Here is a 23,976-nt window from a genome sequence, read left to right as displayed (position 1 = left end):
TCAACGTGCTGGGCCAGACCGTGCGCACGAGCCTGCTGGCCTTGCCCGCCGCCGGCGCCCAGACCACGATGGACGTGCAGGACGTGCCGCTGGGCGTGTACCTGCTGCACATCCAGGCCGGCGCCACGACCATCACCAAGAAGGTCGTCGTCAACTAATCCGGCGGCAAGAGCTGGGCCCGGCCACGCGCCGTGGTCGGCCCGGCCCAGCCGCTTTATCCTTTTCTTTTCGTTTGTCTATGAAATACTTCCTTGGTTTTCTCTTCAGCGCGCTGCTGCTGGCCGCCCCGGCCGTCCGAGCCCAGGGCCCCGGCAACGGCGGCCCCCGCCCCGGCGCCGTGACCGACGTGCCCGTCGACGGTGGCGCCTCGCTGCTGCTGGCCGCCGGCGCGGCCTACGGCCTGAAAAAGCTGCGCCGCCGCGCCCGGCGGTAAAGCGCCGCGCGGCGCTCCGCAACAAAAGCGGCCATTCCAAGCCCCGGTTGTCGTCCGACAGCCGGGGCTTTTTTGTTGGAGCACCCGGGCTTGTTGCTCCGCATTCTGAGTAGTGGAGCGGAGAAGGCTGACCCGCAAGATTTTGCTAAAATGCTTGGGCTGCCTTGCGGTGTTGGGTAGAATGACTAATTTTATTAGTCGAAATGCCTTTGGGAGTCGCTGAAACGCTTTTGTAGTTGCTATAACTGCTGGCGCGGGTGGCCTTTGGGCACTATTCCCGCTAACAAGACGCGCCATGCTGGTTGACCTTCGCATAAAAAATTACGCCCTTATCGAGCAGTTGGAGCTACGGCCCTCGGCGCTGCTCAATATCATCACCGGCGAAACCGGGGCCGGCAAGTCCATCATGCTGGGCGCCATTGGGTTGCTGCTCGGCAACCGGGCCGACTCCAAGATGCTCTTCGACACCCAACGCAAATGCGTCATTGAAGGGCAGTTCGATATTTCCACCTACCACCTGCAGGATATCTTCGAGTCGGAAGACCTGGACTACGACGCGCAGTGCATCTTGCGCCGCGAAATCAGCCCCACGGGCAAATCCCGCGCCTTCGTGAATGACACGCCCGTGACCCTAGACGCGCTGCGGAAAATCGGGGCCAACCTGATGGACATTCACTCCCAGCACGACACGCTGCTGCTGGGCGACGCGGTGTTTCAGCTCAACCTGCTCGACCTCTACGCCGGGCTGGTGCCGGCCCGGGGGCAGTACAGCAACGCCTACCGGCAGTACCGCAAGCTCGAAGCCGACCTCAAGGCCCTGGAAAACCAGGTGGTGCAGGCCAACAAGGAGCTCGACTACCACAGCTTTCTGCTGGGTGAGCTGGAGGAAGCCCGCCTCGACAGTGAAAACCAGGAAGAGCTGGAGCAGGAAGTCAAGCAGCTCGAGCACGCCGAAGAAATCAAGTACAAGCTCACCCAGACGCTGCACAGCCTGAGCGAAAGTGAGTACTGCGCCACGGGCAGCATGAAGGATGCCGCCACCATGCTGGGCCAGATTGCGGGCTACGCCGACCAGTTCCAGTCCCTGAAAGCCCGCCTCGACAGCTGCCTGATTGAGCTCCACGACATTGCCGATGAGGTGGAGGCCGCCGAGCGGCGCACCGAGGGCGACCCGGCCCGCATCGATGAGCTGCAGGGGCGCCTGAACGTGCTCTACAACCTGCAGCGCAAGCACCAGGTCCGCGACCTGGAAGCCCTCATCATTGTGCGCGACGAGCTGCGGCGCAAGGTGAGCTCGGTGCTGAACCTGGACAAGGAAATCACCCGCCTGCGCAAGGACACGGAGGGGGCGCTGGCCACCGTGAAGCGCCAAGGCGCCAAGCTCTCGGAAAGCCGGCAGAAGTCGTTCCCGAAGTTTGAGAAGGAGCTGGGCGCGCTGCTGGCCGAGCTGGGCATGCCCCACGCCCGTATCGTGGTGCAGCACGCGGCCGGGGAGCCCGCCGCCAGCGGCCTCGACGTGGTCAGCATCCTGTTTACGGCTAACAAGGGCGCCCAGCCCCAGACGCTGAGCAAGGCCGCCTCGGGTGGGGAATTCTCCCGCCTGATGCTGTGCATCAAGTATATGCTGGCCGACAAAACCGCGCTGCCAACCATCGTGTTCGACGAAATTGACACGGGTATTTCCGGGGAAATTGCGGTGAAGGTGGGCCGTATGATGCAACAGATGGCCAAAAAGCACCAGCTCATTGCCATCAGCCACCTGCCCCAGATGGCCGCCGCCGGCGACGCGCACTACTTCGTGTACAAGGAAGACCGCGCCGACCGCACCGTGAGCCGGATCCGGGCGCTGAGCACGGAGGAGCGCATCCGCGAAATTGCCCACATGATTGCCGGCGCCAAGCCCAGCGAAAATGCCTTCCAGAGTGCCCGCGAACTGCTGGCCATGCGCGGCGAGGAACTGGTGGGGTAGGGCTGGTTTTTGGTTTTTGGTTTTTGGTGATTGGTTATTCGTAAACTTGGGGGTTGAATTACGGCCGCCTAGTTAGCCCAAAAGACGGCGCAGGTCGTCAGAACAAGCCAAAAACCAAAAACGAATAACCACAAACCAATGTCCAATAACCTACTCGCTGGCAAAGTCGGCATCATCTCGGGGGCGCTTAATGAAGAATCCATTGCCTGGAAAGTAGCCCTGAAAGCCTACGAGCAAGGCGCGCGCTTCGTGCTGACCAACGCCCCGCTGGCCATGCGCATGGGCGAAATCAACAAGCTGGCCGAGCAGTGCGAGGCCCTGATTATCCCGGCCGACGCGACGTCGATGGAAGACCTGGAAAAGCTGTTCAGCGGCGCCCAGGAGCACCTCGGCGGCAAGCTCGACTTCGTGCTGCACAGCATCGGCATGAGCGCCAACATCCGCAAGGGCAAGCACTACGGCGAGCTTAACTACGAGTGGTTCCAGAAGACGCTGGACGTGTCGGCGCTGTCGTTTCACAAGATGCTGGCCGTGGCCGAAAAGCAGGACGCCTTCAACGAGTGGGGCTCGGCCGTAGCCCTGTCGTACATTGCCGCCCAGCGCGCCTTCCTCGACTACACCGACATGTCGCAGGCCAAGGCCGTGCTCGAAAGCATTGCCCGCAGCTACGGGCAGCGCCTGGGTAAGCTCAAGAAAGTGCGCGTGAACACCGTGTCGCAGTCGCCGACCAAAACCACGGCCGGCACCGGCATCAGCGGCTTCAACGCTTTTTACGAGTACGCCGACAAACTCTCGCCCCTGGGCAACGCCCCGGCCGAAGCCTGCGCCGACTACTGCATCAGCCTGTTTTCGGATTTGACCCGCTACGTGACCATGCAGAACCTGATGCACGACGGCGGCTTCAGCACCACCGGCATCTCCGAGGAAATCGTGGACGCCATTACCCAGTACGGCGAAACGAAGGCCTAATTTGCTTGCAATTCCGCGAAAATGCCCGACCAAAGAGGTCGGGCTTTTTTGTTGGGGCGTCGGCGGAGCGCCGGCAGCTCAGCTCCCGCGGCCCTTTACGCCGGGGTACAGACCGGGTACCGGGTCGCTCTGCACAAACTCCTTGGTGCGCACGTTGAGCATGCTCAGCCGGCCGGCAAAGCCCGCGCCCTGGTCCAGGTTCCACACGTTGGCCTGCCGGCAGGGCTCCTGGCAGGTGGGCGTGTGGCCGATAAAGCATTCGTGGTAGCCCAGCGCCGGCCAGCCGTACTGCCACAGGTGGCGGCGCCAGATCAGGTCGGCCGGGTCCTGGTCGGCAATGGGCTCGGTGGGCTCGTAGCCGGCGTGCACGTAGAGGTTGCGGTGCTCGTCTTCGAAATAGGGGAGCTGCTGCCCGAAAAAGGCCATGAAGTGCTGCCGCCGTACCTGGGGGGCTATCAGCTGGTAAGCATCGTAGGTGGCCTGCCCGCCCTGGGAGTACCAGCTCTGGTTCACAGCCTCGGCCGGCAACTCGGTGGCCAGCCACTCGGCCGTCCACCAGTCGTGGTTGCCCTGCAGCCAGATGCTGTTCGGAATACTCAGCAGCTTTTCCACGCACAGGGGCGTGTCGGGCCAGCCGTCGGCCACGTCGCCGAGCTGGATGAGCCGGTCGATGCCGGGGCGGAAGGGGCTGCGCTCCAACACCTGCTCCAGGGCTCGAAAGGCCCCGTGAATGTCGCCGACCACGTAGGTTTCCATACCCGGTAGTACGCAAAGCGTCCGCCCCGCGGCCAACTGGCAACAGAGCGGACGCGAAGTTTCGCGGCGGAAATGCCGGCGTTATTCCGGGGTGTCGGCTATTTCCTCGGCCTGGGTGGTGGCTTGGTAGGAGTCGGCGTACTTGAAGTCGTCGAGCCAGTAGGCGGAGCTGACCACGTCGAAGGAAATGATGTTCTCGGTTTTAGCTCCCGGCTTAAGCTGCCAGATAATGTCCTGGGCCTCGGGGAAGCTGGTGCCCGCCAGCTGCTCACCGAACAGGCGGCGCAGCAGGGTGTTGTCGGGCATGCCCTGGGCCAGCAGGCGCAGCAGCGGAGCCTCGGGCTGACGTTCGAAAATGGCCAGGCTGGCGGGGGCGGCAGCCGTGAGCTGCACCTGAAACTGCACGGCTTCGGGACGGGGGAATTTACCGTTGTAGGCTTCGTAGAGCAGTTGCGTGGCGTTGAAAAAGCCTTGGTGCTGCCCCAGCTCGGGGTTTTCTTCCCAGAGTTTCTCCGTGAGCATGTTGTGGGCCAGGTTCTGGATTTGGCCGGCATTGAGTTGCTCGGCAAGCAGGTAGCCCAGCACCAGTTCGGCCGCTTCGGCGGGCTCCAGGTCAGTCAACGACATCAGGCACATGGCCTTCAGCTCGGCCGGAGCTATTTCCTCGGGGTTGTCGTAGCTCATCAGCCGCAGCAGCGCCAAGTAGTCCTGGTTGGTCCAGGCGTTGGGTAGCTCACTGAGCGTGTCGAAGGAAAGGCGTTCTACGGTGAAAGTGGGGTTGGTCATAATAGGCGGATGAAGAGCCGGCGAAGCGCCGAACGAAGGCAGTGGATTGGGCCTTCGTCTGGGGTGTACGCTACGCAACGCTAAATGCCCACAAACCCGGCAACTATTGTCGAGCCTGGCCCCGTAGCCCAGACGCTGCCGGCTTAGGCCCGCAGCCATCCAGTCATGCGCGGGTAAGTGTCGTTGGTCGTCAGACCCATCCACACCAGCAGGGGCAGGCCCACGTATTGGCCCTGTCCGAACGTATCGATAAACCAGTCGGAGGCTCCCTTGTAGCCGTCGGGGTGGAACACAACGGCCGCGGGCAGGCCCAGGTGTACGCAGGCGGCGTAGCACCACACGTGCACGGCCATTTCCTCACCTTCCTTCTCGGGGTTGTGCTCCGTCACGTTGCCGCCCACTAAATGCCGCTCGGCCGCCGTCGTAACGGCAATATGGCCGGCCTCGTGCAGGATGTCGCCGGGGTAGAGCAGCTGGTCCCGGTCCACCACGAGCTGGCCCGCGTCGATGAGCAGGCCGGGTAGGAAGGACGGGCTAGGAATGGGCTCTTCCCGCACCGGAATGCCAATTTCGCGCACAAAATGCAGCAGGTAGTCGGTCAGCGCGGCTGGGGTAGCCAGGGCGGCCGGGAGCATAGACTGGGCGGGAAGGTGAGGCGTCATAAGCGGGGAGAAGCGGAAGGTAAACAGCCGGAAGGCCGCGCGAAGATAGGGCCGGCGCGCCACCCGATGCCCGAGGTAGTGGCTCAGGTGCTCAGCTGCCGGACCAGCCATTCGCGGGTCGGGCGGCCGGCCTGCTGTTCTACCAGGTTTAGAAAGGCGGCCGTAGTTTCGATGCGGGCGGCGGCCGTGGCGGTCAGCAGGCGGAAGAAGGCCGCGTCGCCGAGGCGCTGGTGCAGCTCGTGCAGCACGATGGTGGCCTTGTCGTACTCCACCCGGCGCAGGGTGGCGTAGTCGGAGGTGCGCAGATCGAAGCCGATGATGGGCGGGGCGCCGGCCGCCCGGGCGCGGCGCTGGGCCAGCCCCCGGCGGAAGCTGGCCGTGTCGCCGGCGGCTTGCAGGTACAGTAGGCCGCTGTAGGTGGCAAAGCCTTCGTTGAGCCAGTTGTCGTAGGTGTTCCAGGTGCCGTAGCCCCACCACTTATGGCTGATTTCGTGGGCCAGAATCAGCAGCTCCCCCGGCTTGCGCGGGTCGAAGTCGGAGTAGGTTACTACGGCCGCATTATCGAGCAGGCCTCCGGCGTTGCGGTTGGTACCCGGCAGCAAAAACGTAAACTGCCCGATGGAGTCCCGGCCGCCGATAATCCGGTTGTGGTAGCGAATAATGCGCCGGGCCTGGTCGAGCAGGACCGAGTCCAGGGTGTTGGCAGGGCGGTTGGCCTTGTAAATGCTAACTGCAGCCCCGGGGCCGGGTGGGGAAGTCAGCACGGTGAAGCGGCGCGCGGCCAGGGCGGTTATCTCGATGTTGGGCGCCGTGCCCGCAAACTCGTAGTAGCCGGCCCGGTGGCGGCGCGGCGCATGGGTGCTTACCACCTGGTAGGTGGGCGGCACCCGCACCCGCAGGCGGTAGGTTACCAGCTCATACTCCCGGTTGGGCAGGGTGGGCAGCCAGTTGGCGAAGGGTGTAAACTCCAGCAGGCTGTCGGTGTAAAACCGCGCCGGCAGTGGTCCGCCGTACTCGATGGTCACGGTCTGCTGAGGCCGCAGGCGGGAAAAGCGCAGGTCTAGGCGGCGGAGCGTGTCCTGCTGAAAGGTGTCGAAGAAGGGGCGGGCCGTGGCCGCGCGCAGGTGGGGCCCGCGCATCTTGGCCACGGTCAGGTGCTTGTCCAGGTTGAGGGCCAGCTGCTCCAGTCCCGCCGCGGAGCGGGCCGTGAGCGTGTAGCGGCAGGAAAAGGAGTGGGTGGCGGGGTGAACGGTCAGCTCCACGGCCACGGTGTTGGTGGCCCGGCTAGGCGCGGCCAGGGCCAGCCAGCCCAGGCAGAGCAAGATAAATCGATAGAACATGCGGGTAGGAATAGAGCGGATGCGGACCCGAAGCTACCAATTCCCGGGACCCGGCACGCCTATGCTAGCCCCCGTGAGCCACTACGCCGCCGTTTCAGGAGCGCCCAGGTCGCTGGGCTCGATGTGAATCAGGATGTGGCCCAGGTCGGGCAGCTGCTGGTGCAGGGTGTCCTGGAGGTGGTGGGCAATGTCGTGGCCGCGGCGCACGGTAAGGTCGGCGGCCACGGTGGCGTGCAGGTCGAGGTGAAACTTCATGCCAGCCTTGCGCACGAAACACTTCTCGGTGTCCTCCACGCCGTCCACGGTCAGGGCTACCCGCCGTACCTCCGCCACCAGGTCGTCGTAGAGGTGCTCGTCCATGATTTCGCCCAGGGCGGGCCGGAAAATCAGGTAGCTGTTGTAGAAGATAAAGCCCGCGGCAAACAGGGCCGCCCAGTCGTCGGCCGACTCGTAGCCCTTGCCGAAAAACAAGGCGATGGAGATGCCGATAAAGGCGGCCACCGAGGTAATGGCGTCGCTGCGGTGGTGCCAGGCGTCGGCCTTGAGCGAGGAGCTGTTCGTTTCCCGGCTCTTCTGGATAACGATGCGAAAGGAAATTTCCTTCCAGATGATGATGGCGCCCAGCACCACCAGCGTAAACGGCCGGGGCAGCTCGTGCGGAGTACCGATGTTCAGAATGCTTTCGTAGCCGATGATGGTGGCCGAAATAATCAGGAAGCCCACCACCAGAAAGGTGATGAGCGGCTCGATGCGGCCGTGCCCGTAGGGGTGGTTGTCGTCGGCGGGGCGGCTGGCGTACTTGATGCCGAACAGCACCAGAAAGGAGGCAAAGATGTCGGCCGTCGACTCAATGGCGTCCGCAATCAGGGCGTAGGAGTTGCCGAAATAGCCGGCCGTCCACTTCGCCAGGGCCAGGACCGTGTTGCCCAGGATGCTGAAGTAGGTGGCCTTGATGGCGGTTTGTTCGTTGGTCATGCGCAGGGGAGAGGGCTCGGGAGCACCCCAAAGGTACGGCTCCCGCCGCTACCGGGCCGGCGGCGCCAGGGCGCGGGCCTGAAAAAAAGCGTCGACTTGGCGGTTAAACTCGTCGGGGTGCTCCAGCAGGGTGGCGTGGCCGCTGTTGGGCACCATCCAGAGCCAGGCCCGGGGCAGGCTGCGGTAGATGGCCACCGTGTGCTCGGGGCGAATCACGTCCCGGTCGCCGGCAATGATAAAGGCGGGCGCCTTGAGGCGGGCCAGGGCCGCCAGCGGCACGTGGGGCTGGTCGTAGTCAAGGCGAAACACCTTCCAGTCGTTGCGGCGCTTGGGGTCGGTAAAGGTCTGGGTGCGGCCTTCCTGATAGCCCCGCTGCAGCTGCTGCCAGAGCGCGGGCATCAGGGCCGTGGAGTCGGGCCAGAGGTTGGCGCCGGTAGCAGCCAGCTTTTTCACCTTGCCGGGGTAGCGCAGGGCCAGCAGCAGGGCCGTGATGCCCCCGTCGCTCCAGCCCAGCACGTAGGCCGAGTCGAGGCGCAGGTGGGTGAGCAGGGCCGCGCAGTCGTCGGCCAGCATCTCGAAGCTCAGCGAGTCGGCCGCATCCACCGACTGGCCGTGGGCCCGGCTGTCGAGGGCAATGACGCGGTAGCGCTTGGCGAAGTAGGGAATGGTTTGCTGAAAGTCCTGGCTGCTGCCCCCGTTGCCGTGCAGCAGCAGCAGGGGCGCACCCGTGCCGTAGGTTTCGTAGTAGAGCTTCACCCCGCGCAGGGTGGCGTAGTGGCCCGCTTTGGGGTTGTGGCCGTAGGGCACGGGCGGTTGGCCCCAGGCCAGCGGGCCCACCAGTAAAAACGACAGGAGCAGCAGGCAGCGCAGCATAGTTAGCGGGGATAAATAGGGGCGTTACTGCTTCTGAAGATACAGCAAAGTAGACTGGCCCGAAGGCCCGTACTTGTCATTGATGAGAAAGTAGCCGTTTCGGTAAGCGGCCAGGCCTTCCCAGTTGTAGGTCCTGTATTCCCGCGGCAGCTCAAACAGCGGTTTCCAGGTGATTTTGTCGTGCTTATACCGCAGGCTGATGAGGCGGCAGTAGTTCTGGTAGCCGGTGCCGGTGCGAATAAGGCGGGCGTTGGGGTCGGTGCCGGGCGCCCGGTACACGCTGTCCTCGTCGCCACTGTAGAAGTAGTTGATGGCCGTGAAGCGGTTGTGGCCTTCGTACGTCAGGTCCGTGACGCGGAAGGGCAGGCGGGCCACGGGCACGTGCTGCGGAATATCGTTTCGGACGGCGGCGGTGGGCAGCCGGAAGGCCACGTTGTCGTGGGTGAAGTAGTTGTACTCGAAGAGCAACAGCAGGCTCTGGTTGTAGCCGGCGGCCGCCTCAAACCCGGCATTGCTGATGTGGGTGCCATCGGTGAGGGCCGGCTTGGGCAGCGGCACCAGGTAGCGGGTATCAAGGGTAATGGCGGCGTTTTCTTCGCTGAGCCGGCCCTTAATCAGGTAGCAGTAGGTCGAGGCCGTGGTGGTTTCGATGGTGAAATAGGCGTCGTCGCCCAGCATCGTGAGGCCCTCCAGCCCTTCGTAGAGCTGGCAGGCGCTGTCGATGCGGGCCTTTATCCGGTCCAGCCCCCGGATACTGTATTTCCGGTATTCTACGGTCTTGACTTTGCCGGCCAGCTGGTCGTCGATGCTGCCCAGGTTGATGCCGTACACCTTGGCCTCGGCGCGCTCCTGCAGGCGGCTCTCCGAGAGCAGCAGCAGCTCGTGGCCGCGCAGGTAGAGCCCGGAGAACTGGTTGTTCTTATCCGCCATTTCCGGGGGCAGCGGGATGGGGTGCAACGCAAAGGGGGCTTTCTGAGCCCCGGCGGAAACGCCGACGCTCAGCAGCGCCACAAGCAGGAGGTATTTCATCGGACAGAAGGCAAATGGGCGGCCCAAAGGTAATTCTTCCCGCAGGCCCATATTCTGGTGTCGCCCGCTGCTTTCCCGGCCCGCTACCCCAGCACAATCCGCTTCGGGCGCATTTCCTGCTCGTAGTCTTCTATCACCTGCCGGAGTATGGCCATATCCCGGGGGCAGCAGCGGGCAAACTCCTCCCAGTTGGTGAGCACCAGTTCCTGGGGCATTTCCACAATAGCTACAATGGAATCCCAAAAGGCGTCCCAGCTCGGGCCGTACCAGTCCTCGAAGCCCAGCTTCTCCTTAAACAGCTGGTGAAGGGCGGCTTTGGTTTGAATGCCGGTCAGGTCGAGAGTCATGGGCAGGGGTGGGGTGAAGAGGGGACAACAGGCTATCCGCACCCCGTAGAGACGCATACTTGCGTCTGGGGGTTGGACGAACAAGCCCGCTCGTACTTGCGTCCGCAACGATTGAGACGCAACTATGCGTCTCTACACCGTTCAACGGGTCGCAGGAGCTGGAGTAGGCCACTGGCACTTGTCTTGCTGCCCTCCAATAGAATTGGAAACGATTCGGTACTTGTGCTGATAGCATTCAATAACTCAGAAAAGCCCCCGGGACTTGTCCCGATGGGCTACAACAAGAGTATAGGCTTGCCGGGACAAGTCCCGGTGGACTACCCGAAATGTAAAAGGCCATCGGGACTTGTCCCGACGGCCTTTTACAGTGATGGATGGGCCTTGGGACAAGTCCCGGCGCAGTATCGGCTATAAAACAGCCGCCCTGACTTTAGCGGGTCGTTTGGCTACGCGGGTTTTTCCAAAATCAAAGAACCGGTACACCTGGGCGGGGTCGTCGTAGCGCAGCTCGAGCTGGGCCTTAAGGCGGCGCAGGGCGCGGGCCAGGGTGAGCCAGTCGGCCGACAGCGCCACGCGGGCCTGGGACCGGGCCGCGCCGGCGGTGCCGCGGCTGTGGTCGGCGGCCACGAGCGGCTGGTAGGCGGCCTGGGCGGCGGCGGGCAGGCCGGGGTAAGCCAGGGCCGCGGCGTGGGTGGCGTAGAGGTCCAGCAGCAGCTTGGAGTCCTGGAGCAGTCGGGCCTGGTCGAGCAGGCCAAGCTTGCTCTTGTTGTACTTCTTGAAATCGGCGTAGGCGGGCAGCTTCCGCAGCTTGGGCGTCACGTAGTCCTTCATCGTGTCATCGACAAACTCCAGCCACTGCTTGCGGGCGGCGCGGAAAGCGGCCGTGCTCCCGGCCGTCGATTCGGCCGCGTCGGTCAGGTTCTCGTCGAAGCCGTCGAGGGCCGCTTGCAACTCGGTGAGACGGGGCGTGAACTCGGCACCCAGCTTGGCCTGCTGCACGGCCGTGTGAGTAGCGGTGCCCAGGGCTTTAAAGTTGGTGCGCGACATAGGGAGCGCCGCGAAGAAATTGTCGAAATACGTCTGGTAAGCAGGCATGATGAATGGGGATAATGATTAAAAAAAATAGCCCGGACCGTCGAGTGCGGACCGGGGGTTAAGGTATTTAATTGTCAGGTGGAATGAAATCTGGAAGAAGAATATTTGTTGAGCTGTGAAATTGTGCTGCTGGTTGACCTAGAATAATAGTTTAATAATTCCAGCTAACAGCATAAAGCCCTGCACTGCTATGGCAATGCTCAGGGATAAAGTGAGTAGCTTTTCGTTGTAGGGCTTTTGCTTGTAAGGAATGGCGGCAAATAGCGCCCCGAGCACTACGCTGAAAAGCTGAATGCCGAATAAAGTAGTTATGATGCCAGCCCGCCGCATTTCCGGGCTGTGCGCTTCGATAGTCCTTCCGGTCAGGTCCTGGCCGTTGCCGACTACCAGCGGGCCGAGCAGCAGATTAACCGCCGCCAGGATTGCCAGGATAGCAAGCTGTTTTTTGTTGAAAGAAGTCATTGAGGGAATAAGTAGTGCGTGATTGTAACTCCTGGCTGTAGCCGTCCGGCATGGCCTAGTGACGGTAGGGGCAGTGCCAGTCAATTAATTGCTGCGTTTTGCAGATTGCAGCATCTTCTCGAAAATAGGCAGATACGTTTTGAAGTATTCCTGCTCGGTATTTTCAGATGCAAAGCCTATCTGCATTACCGTGGTGTCGTAAGCTGCTATTGCCATATAGGAGGCCACAGGGAAACCGTCTTTTTGGCCTGTGTAACTCACCACTTTCATGTGAATACTGTTGATGACAGTATCATTCACAGATTTAATACTGAAGCTGTCAATCTTAGTAGGCATTGTCGCTATAAACTCGCGTAGCAAGGCCTCTAAATTAAGGTTGGCTTTATCACCCTTCGCCGTCTTTACTATTACATTCTCACAGAAAACTTTGCTTTCAGCACAATTGGCGCGGTATGCCAAGGTTCCCGAATCAGAGGATTCAACCTTAACCCAATCGTTGGGAACCATCAAGTCAACTCCGCCCATGTCTCGCAGAGTAAAGCCAGTAAAATCAGGTTGGGCTCTACTGGCTTTATCACTGCAGCTGTAAGAGCTGCACAGGATCAGTAAAATAATGAGACTACAGAGTCGTAAGTGATTCATGGGCGCTGTGAGGCTGCAATAGGAAGTAAGAAGGCTGGAAGAAATCCAGCCTACCGCGAAGGTAGCGCCAACCTACTGCATTACTATTCTGGGCTGGTGACCCAACTACCCCGCCGTATCCTCCACCTCATCCCTATAATCGACCAGCACCCTGGCTAGCTTCTCGATATTGAGGCTACGGGCAGAGGCATGAAATATTTCGTGTTAGGTGCCGCGCTGGTCCTACGCCTGTCATGCGTTGTGCGGTGGGAGAAGGCTACTCCGTTGACGCCAAACCCTGATAATTTGCCCGTAGTCAAGTTGACTTCGACTCGCCAGTAATAGCTGCCTCCATCCATCACAATCTGATAATCATATTTCCAGGTAGTATTCCGCGGGTGAAGGTTTTGCAACCGGTCTAGTAGGGTATACTGGTCCCGACCAGCATTGATAAAAACGATATCTTCATTTTGGGCTGATGTGTAGCCCAGGTACTGGCGGTGGTACTTGGGTAGCCTTGTGTGAATTACCGGGCCCAATCCCCGAAGGTTCTTCCTGCGGCTATAGTGCCGTAATTCTTTCTGCAGAATTCGCTCTGCAAGCTCAATCTGCGTAACTGTTGGCGTGAACCGGCGCGAGACGCCTTCCTTATATTGTCTAAATTCCTGGTTGATGTTGTAGTTGCCTGTGAAAGGATTGTAGGTCTCAGAAAAGACAACTCCTTCGAAATTACTGCCTTCAACGTACGTGGCAAACGGGGAAACGTCAGCGGAGGAAACGATACGGGCCCCGAGGCAGCTGCAAAGCAAGCACAGGCTTAGGATGGCGAGACAGACGACGTTGTTCATGTAAAGACAGATGCGGTCCGGCGTGAATTTCCATATTCTACCCCGCCGTATCCTCCACCTCATCCCCGTCGTCCACCATGGCCTTGGCCAGCTTCTCGATGTTGAGGCTGCGGGCCGAGGCGTCGAAGATTTCGCGGTAGGTGCCGCGCAGGTCGTAGAGCTGGTCGTGGGTGCCGCTTTCCACCATGCGGCCCTGCTTCATGACGTAGATGCAGTCGGAATCCACGATTTGGGCTAGGGAGTGGGAGATGATGACCACCGTGCGGCCCTGCTTGATGGCGTCGAGCGAGTTCTTGATCTGCTCGGTGGCAATGGCGTCGAGGGAGGCGGTGGGCTCGTCGAGGAAGATGATGGGCGGGTTTTTCAGAAACAGCCGGGCAATGGCAATGCGCTGCTGCTGCCCGCCGGAGAGCTGCTGGGCGTCACTCTGGTAGCCCTTGGGCAGCTCCAGGATCTGGTCGTGGAGGTAGGCCTGGCGGGCGGCGGCCTGGATCTGCTCGAAGGTGGCGTCCATGACGCCGTAGCGGATGTTTTCCTCGATGGAGCCCTTGAAGATGTGGTTTTTCTGGAGCACCAGCCCGATGCGCTGGCGCAGGGCGTGGGTGTCGTAGTCGGCCAGGGGCTGGCCATCCAGTAGCATCTTGCCGTGGTCGGGCTCGTAGAACTTGCAGAGCAGGTTCAGGATGGTGCTTTTGCCCGCGCCCGACAAGCCCACCAGGGCGGTAGTTTTGCCTTCCTCGATGGTCAGGCACACGTCGTGCAGGGCCTGGGTGCCGCTGGGGTAGGTGAAGTCCACGTTGCAGATGTCGAAGGTGCCGCGGACGTGGTCGGCGGGCAAGGTGCCGGTTTTCTCCTTGGCGTCCTGGGCGTCGAGAATGTCGAAGAAGCCCTCGGAGTAGGTCAGCGCCTCGTTCATCTCGTCGTAGATGCGGTGGAGCTGGCGGATGGGGGCCGACACGTTGTTGAAGAGCAGAATGTGGAACATGATGGCCCCGATGGTCATTTGCCCGCTCAGCACGAGGTAGGCCGTCAGGATGATGATGAGCACCACGCCCACCTGCTCGACGAAGGTTTTGAGCCCGTCGTAGACGAAGTTGGTTTTGCGGGTTTCGAGCTGGGCTTCCTGCAATTGCTGCTGGAGGCCGTTCTGCTTCTGCTCCTCGTAGTCCTCGCGCACGAAGCTCTTAATGACCACCGCCGAGTCGATGAGGTTGACCAAACCCTGGCTTTTTTGCTCGCGCAGGCCGCGCAGGGCCCGGCGGGTGCCGTTGAGCTTGTCGGCCTGGCGGTAGCTGATCCAGAAGTAAATGGGCAGAATAAACGTGGCGACCAGGCCCACGTACACGTTGGCGGCGTACATCACCACCAGCGCCACCACGGCGTTGGCAAACAGGGGCAGGATATCGATAAAGAAGTTCTGGACCAGCTTCATCAAACTTTCCACGCCCCGGTCGATGCGGGTCTGGAGCTTGCCGGTCTGGTTGCCCGAGTCGGAGTAGAAGCCCAGCTGGTAGCTGAGAATCTTGTGGATAGCGTCCTGGGAGAGGGTGCTGGACACGCTGATGCGGATTTTCTCGCCGTAGAACTTCTGCCCGAATTGGATGAAGGTGTTGATGATTTCCTTGCCCAGCAGCAGCCCGCTCACCCACAGCAACATCGGGATACCCTGGCTCAAACCTTGGTTGGTATCAAGCAGCTTCTGGACCGTATCAACGGTGTAGCGCAGCACGAAGGGGTTGACCTGGGCCGCCAACGAGCCCACCAGCGTCAGCAGCAGCGTGCTGATGACCAGGCGGCGGTAAGGCAGCACGTAGGGGTAGAGGCGGCGAATAATTTCCCAGAGACTCATAGCAGGCAGGGTGGTACTGCCGGGTTAGACGCGGGGAGCGGGGGTGGGGTTTTTATGTACACCTAATAGCCCGTCATGCAGAGCCGGAGGCGAAGCATCTCGCGTGCTGATGTCCGAATAGTAATCCTGCATCAGCACGCGAGATGCTTCGCTGCGCTCTGCATGACGGTCTTTTACTTTCCCTGCCTACTGCGCCGCAATCCGAAAGGCGGCCGGGGTAAGGCCGGTTTTGCTTTTGAACAGGCGGGTGAAGTATTGCGGGTACTCGAAGCCGAGCTGGAAGGCGGTTTCGTTGATGGTCAGGGAGGTGGTGAGCAGCAGCTGCTTGGCTTTCTCGATCAGGCCGTAGTGAATGTGCTGCTGGGTGGTCTGGCCGGTGAGGGTGCGCAGCAGGTCGCTGAGGTAGGCCGGCGACACGTGCAGGGCGTCGGCGAAGTGCTGCACCGAGGGCAGGGGCTGGGTTTCGCCCTGGGCAAAGTAGGCGGTCAGCAGCTGCTCGAAGCGGGTCAGCAGATCGTGTTCGGCGGGGCGGCGGGTCAGAAACTGGCGGTGGTAGTAGCGGTTGGCGTAGCTCAGCAGCACGTCGAGCTGGGAGACGAGCACATCCTGGCTGAAGGCATCGGTGGGCTGGCCGTATTCGTGGCGGATGCCGCTGAGCACGCCGTCGAGCACCTGTTCTTCCCGCTCGGAAAGGTGGAGCGCTTCGTGGACCTGGTAGGAAAAGAACCCATAGCCGGTAATCTTCTTGCCCAGCGGGTAGCGGTGCAGTAGGTCGGGGTGAAAGACCAGCATCCAGCCGCTGAGCTCGGAAATGTCGAGGGAGTCGTTGTTTTCGCAGAGCTGGCCGGGAGCGTAGAAGGCCAGCACGCCCTGGCTGAAATCGTAGGACTGCCGCCCGTACTGCATCTGGCCCTTCAGGTTTTTCTTCAGCGAAATGATGTAGAGCTGGCGCAGAGCTGGTCCGGCTGCGGGCATCAGCTGGCGGTGTTGGGCCAGGTCGATAACGGTAAGCAGCGGGTGGGCCGGAGCCGGAAACCCGAAGTGCCGGGTAAAATCCGACACCGAGGCCAGCACCGTGAATTCTTTGGCAGGCTGTTTCATGACCAGTGAAAGTGATTTAGCTTACTTATTACCTGATGGAACGTCATGCTGAGCGCAGCAAAGCGGAGCCGAAGCATCTCGCATGCAATGGTAACTTCAACGGAGCGGTAGAGATGCTTCGACAGGCTCAGCATGACGTTCATTTATTCAACAACATCAGCAGATAAGATTCTTGGGCAAGCTCTCAACACGACGTTCTGTATCCAACAACGTCAGCAGGCGAGAAGCTTCGCCGGGCTCAGCATGACGCTCTGCTTGGATTCGACTAAAAGCCTTCCGGATAGGCCGCGCCGGCGGCGCTGCCCACGGGCATGATGGCGTCGAGCTCGGCCAGCTCGGCGGCGCTGAGCGCAAGGCTGGCGGCGGCCACGTTGGCTTCGAGGTAGGTGCGGCGCTTGGTGCCCGGAATCACCACCACATCCTGGGCCAGCACCCAGGCCAGGGCCAACTGGGCCGCCGTCACGCCCTTGGCCCTGGCCTGGGTGTTGAGCTTTTCCACCAATGCCAGGTTGTGGTAGAAATTCTCGCCCTGGTAGCGGGGAAAAAAGCGGCGGGAGTCGTTGGCCTCAAAGTCGTCGGGCGTCTTGATGTCGCCGGACAGGAAGCCGCGGCCCAGGGGCGAATAGGCCACGAAGCCGATACCCATTTCCCGGCTTGCCCGCAGGATACCGTCGTCTTCCACGCGGCGGTCGAAGAGCGAGTACTCGGTTTCCAGGGCCGAAATCGGGTACACGGCGTGGGCCCGGCGCAGGATGTCGGCCGGTACTTCCGACAGCCCCAGGTAGCGCACCTTGCCCTCCTCCACGAGCCGGCTCATGGCGCCCACCGTGTCCTCAATCGGGGTGTTCGGGTCGAGCCGGTGCAGGTAGTAGAGGTCGACGTAGTCGGTGTTCAGGTTGCGCAACGACCGTTCGATGGCCTTGCGCACGTAATCGGGCCGGCCGTTGTAGCCGCCGGTCCACTGGCCTTGGTCGTCTATTTCGAAGCCGAACTTGGTGGCCACGGTGTACTGGGCGCGTTTGCCGGCCAGCGCTTTGCCCACCAGCCGCTCGTTGTGCAAGGGGCCATACAGGTCGGCCGTGTCGAGCATGTCGACGCCCAGCTCCAGGGCCCGGTGCAGCGTGGCCAGGCTTTCCCGCTCGTCGGCCTCGCCGTACACGCTCATGCCGTTGATGCCGCCGGTCATGCCCATGCAGCCCAGCCCTTCGACGGGAACTTGCAGCCCCTGGCTGCCTAATGCTACTCGTTTGAGGGTACTCATAGTGGGAGTTGTGTGAAGAAGATGATACTGCCTAAAGCGCCGTGCTTTGGTCGGGAGCAAAGGTGAGACCCCCAGGCGGCGGTAGGCCTATACAAACCGCAGCTTTTGCAGCACAAAACGCTGGCCCCGCCGGCTGGCGGAGCCGAAGTCGCCGCGGCTGGCGCAACGCCACCAGGATTCCGGTTACTTTAGAACTGCCAACCCAACCTTGCCCGATGCTCAAACAACAACTCACCCTACTCACGCTGGCCGGCGCGCTGGCCCTGGCCCCGGCAGCCCGCGCCCAGACCACCGAAAAACTCGACGCCGCGGCCCTGGCCAAAATCCGGGAGGAGGGCCTGAACCGCTCCCAGGTGATGGCCACGGCCTTTTACCTGACCGACGTGTGCGGTCCGCGCCTGGCCAATTCCGACGGCCTGAAGCGCGCCAACGAGTGGACCAAAAGCCAGCTCACCAAGTTTGGCCTCACGGGCGCCAGCATCGAGCCCTGGGGCGACTTCGGTCGGGGCTGGGATATTGAGAAGTCGTACGTGGCCATGACGGCGCCCTACTACCACACCCTGATTGGGGCGCCTAAGGCCTGGACGCCCGGCACGGCGGGGGCGCTGCGTAAGCCCGTGGTCTATGTCAAGGCTACTTCGGAGGCCGAGCTGGAGCCGTTCAAAGGGCAGCTGCGCGACAAAATCGTGGTGCTGCCCGTGCCCGCTCCCCTCAAGCCCAGCTTCGAGCCGGATGCCAAGCGCTATTCCGACGAGGAACTGAAAAAGCTGGCCGAGGCGCCCGCCAAGCCGGCCGCGCCCGCCGCGGGTACGCCCACCGACGCCGAGCGGCTGGCTACGCGTAAGGCTCAGGCCGCGCTGCGCACCCGCATGGCGGAGTTTTTCCAGACTGAGGGCGCCGCGGCCGTGCTCAGCAACCGCGGGGGCACCGATGGCACCTTCAACACCTCCAACGGGGCGCCCTACGCCGCCGACGCCAAACCCGTGCTGCCGGAACTGGAAATGTCGACCGAGGACCAGCTGCGCCTGATCCGGCTCGTGGAAGCTGGCGTGCCGGTGGAAGTGGAGCTCGAAACCAAGACCCGCTTCCAGAATCAGGACCTGAAGGGCTACAACGTAGTGGCCGAAATTCCGGGCACCGATAAAAAGCTCAAAAATGAAGTCGTCATGCTCGGCGGCCACCTCGACTCCTGGCACGCGGCCACCGGCGCCACCGACAACGCCGCCGGCTGCGCCGTGATGATGGAGGCGGTCCGGATTCTGCAGGCCAGCGGCCTGAAGCCCCGGCGCACCATCCGCATTGCCCTCTGGGGTGAGGAGGAGCAGGGCCTGCACGGCTCGCGGGGCTACGTGAAAAATCACTTCGCCGACCCGGCCACGATGGTGCTGCTGCCGGCCCACGAAAAGCTGAGCGCCTACTTCAACCTCGACAACGGGGGCGGCAAAATCCGGGGCATCTACGCCCAGGGCAACGAGGCGGCGGCGCCCATCTTCACCCAATGGCTGGCCCCGTTTGCCGACCTGGGCGCCACCACCGTCACGCTGCGCAACACCGGCAGCACCGACCACATTGCCTTCGACGCCGTGGGCCTGCCCGGCTTCCAGTTCATCCAGGACGGCCTCGACTACGGCTCCCGCACCCACCACACCAACCAGGACACCTACGACCGGCTCGTGCCCGAAGACCTCAAGCAGGCTTCGGTAGTGGTGGCCTCGTTCGTCTACAACGCCGCCATGCGCGACCAGAAGCTGCCCCGCAAAGCCCTGCCCGCGGCCGTGAAGCCCCAGTAGCCGAAGCAGCCGCAGTAGAAAAGCCCCGCCTGGTGTACTGCCAAGCGGGGCTTTTTTTATGGGAAACGCCCTGCCCGGGTCCGCGGGTTACTTTTGGGATTCGAGCTTACGGATCCAGCTCCGCGGCACCGTCACGGGGAAGCTCAGGACCATGTTTTCGGTGGGGCGCTTGCGCCGGTTGACGAGGTTTTGCAGCTTGTCCTGGTCTTTGGAGAACAGGATCTTGCCGTAGTCCCGGACTGCGCTCAGCGCCGAGGGCAGCGCCACGCGGACCGTCAGCTCGGCCTTTTCGGGCTCGGCCCGGGGCGGAGGCGCCGGCCGGCTCTGAGCCAGGGCAGGCCGGGTGCCAAGCAGCAGCCCGACCATCGGTAGCAGGATAATGGATGGTAAGCTAGGGATGCGCATTAAGCCGATAATTAACGGCCTAAAGATGCTACTATAAAGTAGCTTCCCCTAGCTTTGGGGCAAACAAAAGCCATTTCTGAGTCCGTAACAGGCTTTTGCGGCGCTGGTCAAACAACCGGCCGGACTGCTGGCCCCGGAACCAAGAATAGGAATTTGTTAATTAATTGTTGGGCAGCATAACCGTGGGCCGACCGCGCTTCTTTATTTTCGCACATGAAGCAAGTTTGGGCGGTATTACTGCTGATGGGCATTTTGTACGGAGTTGGGTTGAGCCGGGCCCGGGCCCAGAGCCCGCAGACGGCCGCGCTAAAGCAGGCCCTGGCCCGCGCCACCACCGACACGAGCCGGGTGCTGCTGCTGGCCGATATCAGCGCCTCCTACCGCTACTCCCGCTTCGACTCGGTGATGCACTACGCCTGGCGGGGCCTGAACCTGGCCCAGCGCATCAAGTACAAGAAAGGGGAGGGGCGCTGCCTCTCGCGCATCGGCATTCTGATGAGTGAGCGGGGCAACCTGCCTCAGGCCCTGCGCATCGACCTGAGTGCCCTGCAGCTCAACGAGGCCAGCCACGACTGGGAAGGCATGGCCCGCACGCTCAACCAGACCGGCCTGCTCTACCACGCCCTGGAAGACTACCGGCCCGCACTGGGGTATTTCTTCCGGTCCAAGCAGATTTATGAGCACAACAAAATCCGCGACGACTCCCAGCTGATCAGCGTGCTGGCCAACCTCGGCGCCGGCTACGAAGGCCTGGGCCAGCTCGACTCGGCCGCCTACTTCCTCAACCAGGCCTGGCAGCTCACGAATAAGTCGCGCACGGTGCACCAGAGCCCCTGGGGCAACCCGGCGCCCTACGTGCTGCGGGAGCTGGGGCTGCTGCAGGCCTCGTTGCACCACGATGAAGAGGCGCTGGGCTACTACCGCCGCAGCGCCCAGGCGGCCATTCCCGAAAACGATTTGCGCAGCGCCTGCCGGGCCTTCCAGTACATGGCCGAACTGTACCGCACCCGCCAGCAGCCCGACTCCAGCATCTATTACGCCCGCAAGGCCCTCGTCATTGGCCAGCGCCTGCCCTTCGTGATTGGCGTAGTGCGCACCAGCAGCCTGCTCAACGAGGCCTTCCAGGCCAGCCTGCAGCCCGACAGCGCCCTGAAGTACATGCGCATCATGCTCACGGCCCAGGACAGCCTCTACAACCCCCAGCGCATCAAGCAACTCGACGCCATTGGCTTTGCCGAGCAGCAGCGCCTGCGCCAGCTTGAGGAAGAGCAGCGCCAGTACGTGACCCGGGTGAGCACCTACGCCCTGCTGGCGGGCGTGGCCGTGCTGCTACTGCTGGCGCTGCTGCTTTGGCGCAACAACCACCACAAGCAGCGGGCCAATACCCGCCTGCAGGAGCTCAACGCGCAGATAACCGAGCAGAAGGAAGAGCTCATTGCCCAGCGCGACAACCTGGCCCGGACCCTGCTCGAGCTCAAAGCCACCCAGAACCAGCTCGTGCTGCGCGAAAAAATGGCTTCCCTGGGCGAGCTGATGGCCGGCGTAGCCTACGAGATTCAGATGCCCGCCCACGCCATCCGCGACCTGGCCGGTATCAGCGTGGGCCTGTGCCAGGAGTTGGGCGAAGAGCTGGCCAAGGGCGTGTTCACCGTCGACGACCTGGAAATCATGGACGAGATGCTGCGCAACCTGAGTCAGTATCAGGCTAAAATCGGGCAGCACAGCCAGCGCGCCGACTCCATCGTGCGCGGCATGCTCGAATACTCCAGCACCAGTCCCGGCCCCCGGCAGCTCACCGACCTCAACACCTTTGCCGAAGACTACCTGCGCCTGACCTACCACGACATGCGGGCCAAAAACCGCCATTTCAACGCCGCCCTGCTGCCCCAGCTCGATCCGGCCGTAGGGATGGTCGACATTGTGCGCCAGGAGCTGGGCCGCGCCCTGGTCAGCCTGTTTGCCCACGCCATGGGCGCCGTGCAGCAGCGCCTGCGCCTGGGGGAGGAAGAGTACGTGCCCCAGGTGCGCCTGCAAACCCGCCGCGCCGGACAGCAGCTCGAAATCCGGGTGGGCAACAATGGCCTGCCGCTGTCGGATGAAGCCCGGGCCGGCATTTTTCAGCGGGTTTTCCTGTCGCCCACCGAGGGCGAAAGCAGCAGCCTGGGGCTGGCCCTGAGCTACGACATCATTAAGGGCCACGGTGGGACGCTGACGCTGGAAACGTCCACCGACGAGTTGACCGAGTTTCTTATCACGCTGCCGGTTCGCAGCTAGAGCCGCTTAGCCCAGCTTTTCCTTGAACAGGCGCAGGGTCCGGTCCCAGGCCAGCTTGGCCACTTCCGGGTTGTAGCGGGCGGGAGAGGTGTCGTTGTTAAAGGCGTGGTTGGCACCCTCGTACACAAACAGCTCGTAGGGCTTGCCCGCGGCCTTCAGGGCGGCTTCGTAGGCCGGAATGCCCGCATTCACCCGCTCGTCGAGGCCCCCGTAGTGCAGCATTAGCGCGGCCTTGATGCTGGGCACATCCTCGGCCTTGGGCTGCATGCCGTAGTAAGCCACGGCCGCGTTGAGCAGCGGGTCGTGCACGGCCAGTTGGTTGGCCAGCGCCCCGCCCCAGCAGAAGCCCACGCAGCCCGTGCGGCCGTTGCAGTCGGGGCGCTGGCGCAGGTAGGTGAGGGCCGCCAGGTAGTTGTGCAGGTTCTGCTGCGGGTCGAGCTTGCCAATCAGCTCCCGGCCCGCGTCCTCGTTGGCCGGCGTGCCCCCCGCGCCCGACAGCGCATCGACGCCCAGCGCCAGGTAGCCAGCCCGGGCCACGCGCCGGGTCACGTCCTTGATGTGGGGCGTCAGGCCGCGGTTTTCGTGAATCACGACCACCGCCCCGCGCTTCTTTTTGCCCTTGGGGCGGGCCAAGTAGCCTTTCATGGTCAGCCCGTCGCCGGGCCAGGTTACTTCCTCAGTCACCAGCTTCTCGTCGTGCTCGGCCACGGTGGCGGCCTGGGCGTAGCCGGGCTCCAGCACCGCCAGGGCCGTGGTGGCCAGAGCCAAGCCGCCGGTCAGCTTCACGAGCCGTTCCATAAATTCCTTGCGGGAAAGCGGGCGGTGGGTGTACTCGTCAAACAGGTTGATGATGCGCTGGTCCATACGGCAATGCGTGAAGGTGAGTGTCGGTTTGAAAGATAACGGAAAAGCCCGCCAACCCGCGCCGGCGGCAGCTTACTCGTCGGCCGGCAACTCGGCGTCGCCGACGTAAACAACCTGCTTGGGCGGAAACAGCCGCCGCACCAGGTTTTCCAGGCGGTGGCGCGTGTTTTTGAGCTTGCGCACCACCGGCACGACCCGGAAGTCAAACGCCCCCACGGCTTCCACTTCCTGCGGCACGGTGCGCCCGCTCAGGTGCGACTCGAGCAAAAACGCGGCAATGTGCTCGTTCCACTCGTCCTTGTTGCTCCAGTAGTGGCCGATGTGGGGCCGGGCGGCCTGCAGTCCGAAGGTTTCGGCCAGGGCCACCGACAGCGCAAACTGCTCGATCAGGCGGGGCGTGACCTGCTGCCGGCTCAGCTCGTCGCAGATGGTCAGGGCCAGGGCAATGGCGTCGGGGGCGCGCAGGGCCGGAATGCCCACCACGCCCGCGTTCCACATGGTGTGCCGCTCGGTGAGGCGCACGCCGCCGTAGGTATGGCCTTGGGTCTGGTTCCACATCAGCTTCTCGGTTTTGCTGCCCAGTTGGGAAAGCTGGCCCTCGGGCTCGTGCATGAGGGCCGTGCCGCGGCGGAGCGTCTCGTGCAGGGCCTCGAAGGAACCGTGCAGAAACGTGTCGGAGTCGAGGTACAGAATCGGCGTATTGGGGAATTGCCGGGCCACGTGCTCCAGGGCCTTGATTTTGATGCGCCAGAAGAAGTTGAATTCGCCCTTCCACTCCTGCAGCGTGGCCTCGTCCACGGGCAGCACCGTCACAAACTCGTCGAGGTGGCGGTAAAAGTTTGGCGCGTCGGTTACCACCGTGATGCTGGTAAGGCCGGCGCGGTGCTTGAGGAACGTGAGAATGGAGAAGTTGGCCTGGAAGTGGTTTTTTATATTGGCACCAAATACCAGATACAGCAGATTCATAGGCGGAAGCTAAGCGGGAAACCAGAAGGCGGGTGGGGCCGGGCCAGCTAGCTCGCCGGCTCGTCTTCCCGGTTCACGGTGTCCATCGAAAACGCCGGCACGCAAATCGACCAATATTCCACTTCGGTGTCGAAGGGGTTGGAGTAGCGCACCCGGGCCCCGGCCTTGATCAGCAGCGACTCCCCGGCCCCGAGCTCAATCACGTCGCCGTCGACCTCAAACTGCTTGCGGCCCCGCACCACGATGGTGATTTCGTCGAACTCCGGGTTTTGGTGGGGCTCACTCCAGTGGGGCGGCGCCA

The 23,976-nt window shown here is 62.4% G+C and carries 25 protein-coding genes; 6 read left to right on the top strand and 19 right to left on the bottom strand.

What is annotated here, in order from left to right; genetic code table 11:
- Positions 1-5 precede the first annotated feature (5 nt).
- From EWM57_RS21960 to EWM57_RS19090, 4 genes are all read left to right on the top strand, one after another.
- Positions 6-158 carry a T9SS type A sorting domain-containing protein gene (locus EWM57_RS21960; protein ID WP_394345434.1) on the top strand — a complete coding sequence of 51 codons (153 nt, stop codon included), beginning with the start codon at positions 6-8 and terminating at the stop codon, positions 156-158.
- 80 nt (positions 159-238) lie between these two features.
- Positions 239-433 (top strand): PID-CTERM protein-sorting domain-containing protein, encoded by a 195-nt coding sequence (locus tag EWM57_RS19100; protein ID WP_129922912.1) that lies wholly within the window; start codon positions 239-241, stop codon positions 431-433.
- A 295-nt stretch (positions 434-728) separates the two neighbouring features.
- Positions 729-2,402: a DNA repair protein RecN gene (recN, locus tag EWM57_RS19095; protein WP_129922911.1), complete on the top strand. Its 1,674-nt coding sequence runs from the start codon at positions 729-731 to the stop codon at positions 2,400-2,402.
- 138 nt (positions 2,403-2,540) lie between these two features.
- A complete protein-coding gene (locus EWM57_RS19090) occupies positions 2,541-3,371 on the top strand; it encodes an enoyl-ACP reductase FabI (protein ID WP_129922910.1) in 831 nt (276 codons plus the stop codon).
- Positions 3,372-3,449: 78 nt separating this feature from the next.
- On the opposite strand, the gene EWM57_RS19085 is transcribed toward EWM57_RS19090, so the two are convergent.
- From EWM57_RS19085 to EWM57_RS19015, 15 genes are all read right to left on the bottom strand, one after another.
- Positions 3,450-4,127 (bottom strand): metallophosphoesterase, encoded by a 678-nt coding sequence (locus EWM57_RS19085; RefSeq protein ID WP_129922909.1) that lies wholly within the window; start codon positions 4,125-4,127, stop codon positions 3,450-3,452.
- Between the two features lie 81 nt (positions 4,128-4,208).
- The gene (locus tag EWM57_RS19080; protein ID WP_129922908.1) at positions 4,209-4,913 is read right to left on the bottom strand and encodes a hypothetical protein; all 705 of its coding nucleotides are present in this window, start codon (positions 4,911-4,913) and stop codon (positions 4,209-4,211) included.
- Between the two features lie 143 nt (positions 4,914-5,056).
- Entirely contained in the window at positions 5,057-5,575 is a 519-nt protein-coding gene (locus EWM57_RS19075) for a hypothetical protein (RefSeq protein WP_242510147.1), read from the bottom strand.
- Positions 5,576-5,658: 83 nt separating this feature from the next.
- On the bottom strand, positions 5,659-6,915 hold the full coding sequence (locus EWM57_RS19070) for a M1 family aminopeptidase (RefSeq protein WP_129922907.1): 1,257 nt from the start codon (positions 6,913-6,915) through the stop codon (positions 5,659-5,661).
- A gap of 81 nt (positions 6,916-6,996) precedes the next feature.
- Complete coding sequence (locus tag EWM57_RS19065; RefSeq protein ID WP_129922906.1) at positions 6,997-7,890, bottom strand: cation diffusion facilitator family transporter; 894 nt, start codon at positions 7,888-7,890, stop codon at positions 6,997-6,999.
- Between the two features lie 48 nt (positions 7,891-7,938).
- Positions 7,939-8,763, bottom strand: coding sequence for an alpha/beta fold hydrolase (locus EWM57_RS19060; protein ID WP_242510146.1), 825 nt, complete (start codon positions 8,761-8,763; stop codon positions 7,939-7,941).
- A gap of 24 nt (positions 8,764-8,787) precedes the next feature.
- A complete protein-coding gene (locus tag EWM57_RS19055) occupies positions 8,788-9,792 on the bottom strand; it encodes a hypothetical protein (RefSeq protein WP_129922905.1) in 1,005 nt (334 codons plus the stop codon).
- 83 nt (positions 9,793-9,875) lie between these two features.
- Positions 9,876-10,139, bottom strand: coding sequence for a barstar family protein (locus tag EWM57_RS19050; RefSeq protein WP_165370577.1), 264 nt, complete (start codon positions 10,137-10,139; stop codon positions 9,876-9,878).
- A gap of 408 nt (positions 10,140-10,547) precedes the next feature.
- Positions 10,548-11,234 (bottom strand): hypothetical protein, encoded by a 687-nt coding sequence (locus EWM57_RS19045; protein ID WP_129922903.1) that lies wholly within the window; start codon positions 11,232-11,234, stop codon positions 10,548-10,550.
- A gap of 138 nt (positions 11,235-11,372) precedes the next feature.
- Positions 11,373-11,696, bottom strand: coding sequence for a hypothetical protein (locus EWM57_RS19040; RefSeq protein ID WP_129922902.1), 324 nt, complete (start codon positions 11,694-11,696; stop codon positions 11,373-11,375).
- An 84-nt stretch (positions 11,697-11,780) separates the two neighbouring features.
- Positions 11,781-12,221 (bottom strand): hypothetical protein, encoded by a 441-nt coding sequence (locus tag EWM57_RS19035; protein ID WP_129922901.1) that lies wholly within the window; start codon positions 12,219-12,221, stop codon positions 11,781-11,783.
- A gap of 272 nt (positions 12,222-12,493) precedes the next feature.
- Complete coding sequence (locus EWM57_RS19030; protein WP_129922900.1) at positions 12,494-13,165, bottom strand: hypothetical protein; 672 nt, start codon at positions 13,163-13,165, stop codon at positions 12,494-12,496.
- A gap of 37 nt (positions 13,166-13,202) precedes the next feature.
- Complete coding sequence (locus EWM57_RS19025; RefSeq protein ID WP_129922899.1) at positions 13,203-15,014, bottom strand: ABC transporter ATP-binding protein; 1,812 nt, start codon at positions 15,012-15,014, stop codon at positions 13,203-13,205.
- A 186-nt stretch (positions 15,015-15,200) separates the two neighbouring features.
- A complete protein-coding gene (locus EWM57_RS19020) occupies positions 15,201-16,115 on the bottom strand; it encodes a helix-turn-helix domain-containing protein (RefSeq protein ID WP_129922898.1) in 915 nt (304 codons plus the stop codon).
- Between the two features lie 265 nt (positions 16,116-16,380).
- Positions 16,381-17,376 (bottom strand): aldo/keto reductase, encoded by a 996-nt coding sequence (locus EWM57_RS19015; protein WP_129922897.1) that lies wholly within the window; start codon positions 17,374-17,376, stop codon positions 16,381-16,383.
- Positions 17,377-17,591: 215 nt separating this feature from the next.
- On the opposite strand from EWM57_RS19015, the gene EWM57_RS19010 reads away from it, so the two are divergent.
- A complete protein-coding gene (locus EWM57_RS19010; RefSeq protein WP_129922896.1) occupies positions 17,592-19,166 on the top strand; it encodes a M28 family metallopeptidase in 1,575 nt (524 codons plus the stop codon).
- Positions 19,167-19,253: 87 nt separating this feature from the next.
- Here EWM57_RS19010 and EWM57_RS19005 read toward each other — a convergent pair whose 3' ends face one another.
- Positions 19,254-19,571: a hypothetical protein gene (locus tag EWM57_RS19005; RefSeq protein ID WP_129922895.1), complete on the bottom strand. Its 318-nt coding sequence runs from the start codon at positions 19,569-19,571 to the stop codon at positions 19,254-19,256.
- A 213-nt stretch (positions 19,572-19,784) separates the two neighbouring features.
- Here EWM57_RS19005 and EWM57_RS19000 point away from each other — a divergent pair, with 213 nt between their 5' ends.
- Positions 19,785-21,845, top strand: coding sequence for a tetratricopeptide repeat-containing sensor histidine kinase (locus EWM57_RS19000; protein WP_129922894.1), 2,061 nt, complete (start codon positions 19,785-19,787; stop codon positions 21,843-21,845).
- A gap of 6 nt (positions 21,846-21,851) precedes the next feature.
- Here EWM57_RS19000 and EWM57_RS18995 read toward each other — a convergent pair whose 3' ends face one another.
- The 3 genes from EWM57_RS18995 to EWM57_RS18985 all read right to left on the bottom strand — a co-directional run.
- Positions 21,852-22,709 carry a dienelactone hydrolase family protein gene (locus EWM57_RS18995; RefSeq protein ID WP_129922893.1) on the bottom strand — a complete coding sequence of 286 codons (858 nt, stop codon included), beginning with the start codon at positions 22,707-22,709 and terminating at the stop codon, positions 21,852-21,854.
- 72 nt (positions 22,710-22,781) lie between these two features.
- The gene (locus tag EWM57_RS18990; protein WP_129922892.1) at positions 22,782-23,675 is read right to left on the bottom strand and encodes a hypothetical protein; all 894 of its coding nucleotides are present in this window, start codon (positions 23,673-23,675) and stop codon (positions 22,782-22,784) included.
- A 47-nt stretch (positions 23,676-23,722) separates the two neighbouring features.
- Positions 23,723-23,976, bottom strand: a 254-nt coding sequence (locus EWM57_RS18985) for a cupin domain-containing protein (protein ID WP_129922891.1), incomplete at its 5' end; no start/stop codon positions are given.

The organism is Hymenobacter persicinus, assembly GCF_004167665.1.
Classification (GTDB): Bacteria; Bacteroidota; Bacteroidia; order Cytophagales; family Hymenobacteraceae; genus Hymenobacter; species Hymenobacter persicinus.
Note: the sequence above shows the minus strand (reverse complement) of the source record. Positions and strands in the feature narration are given on the sequence as shown.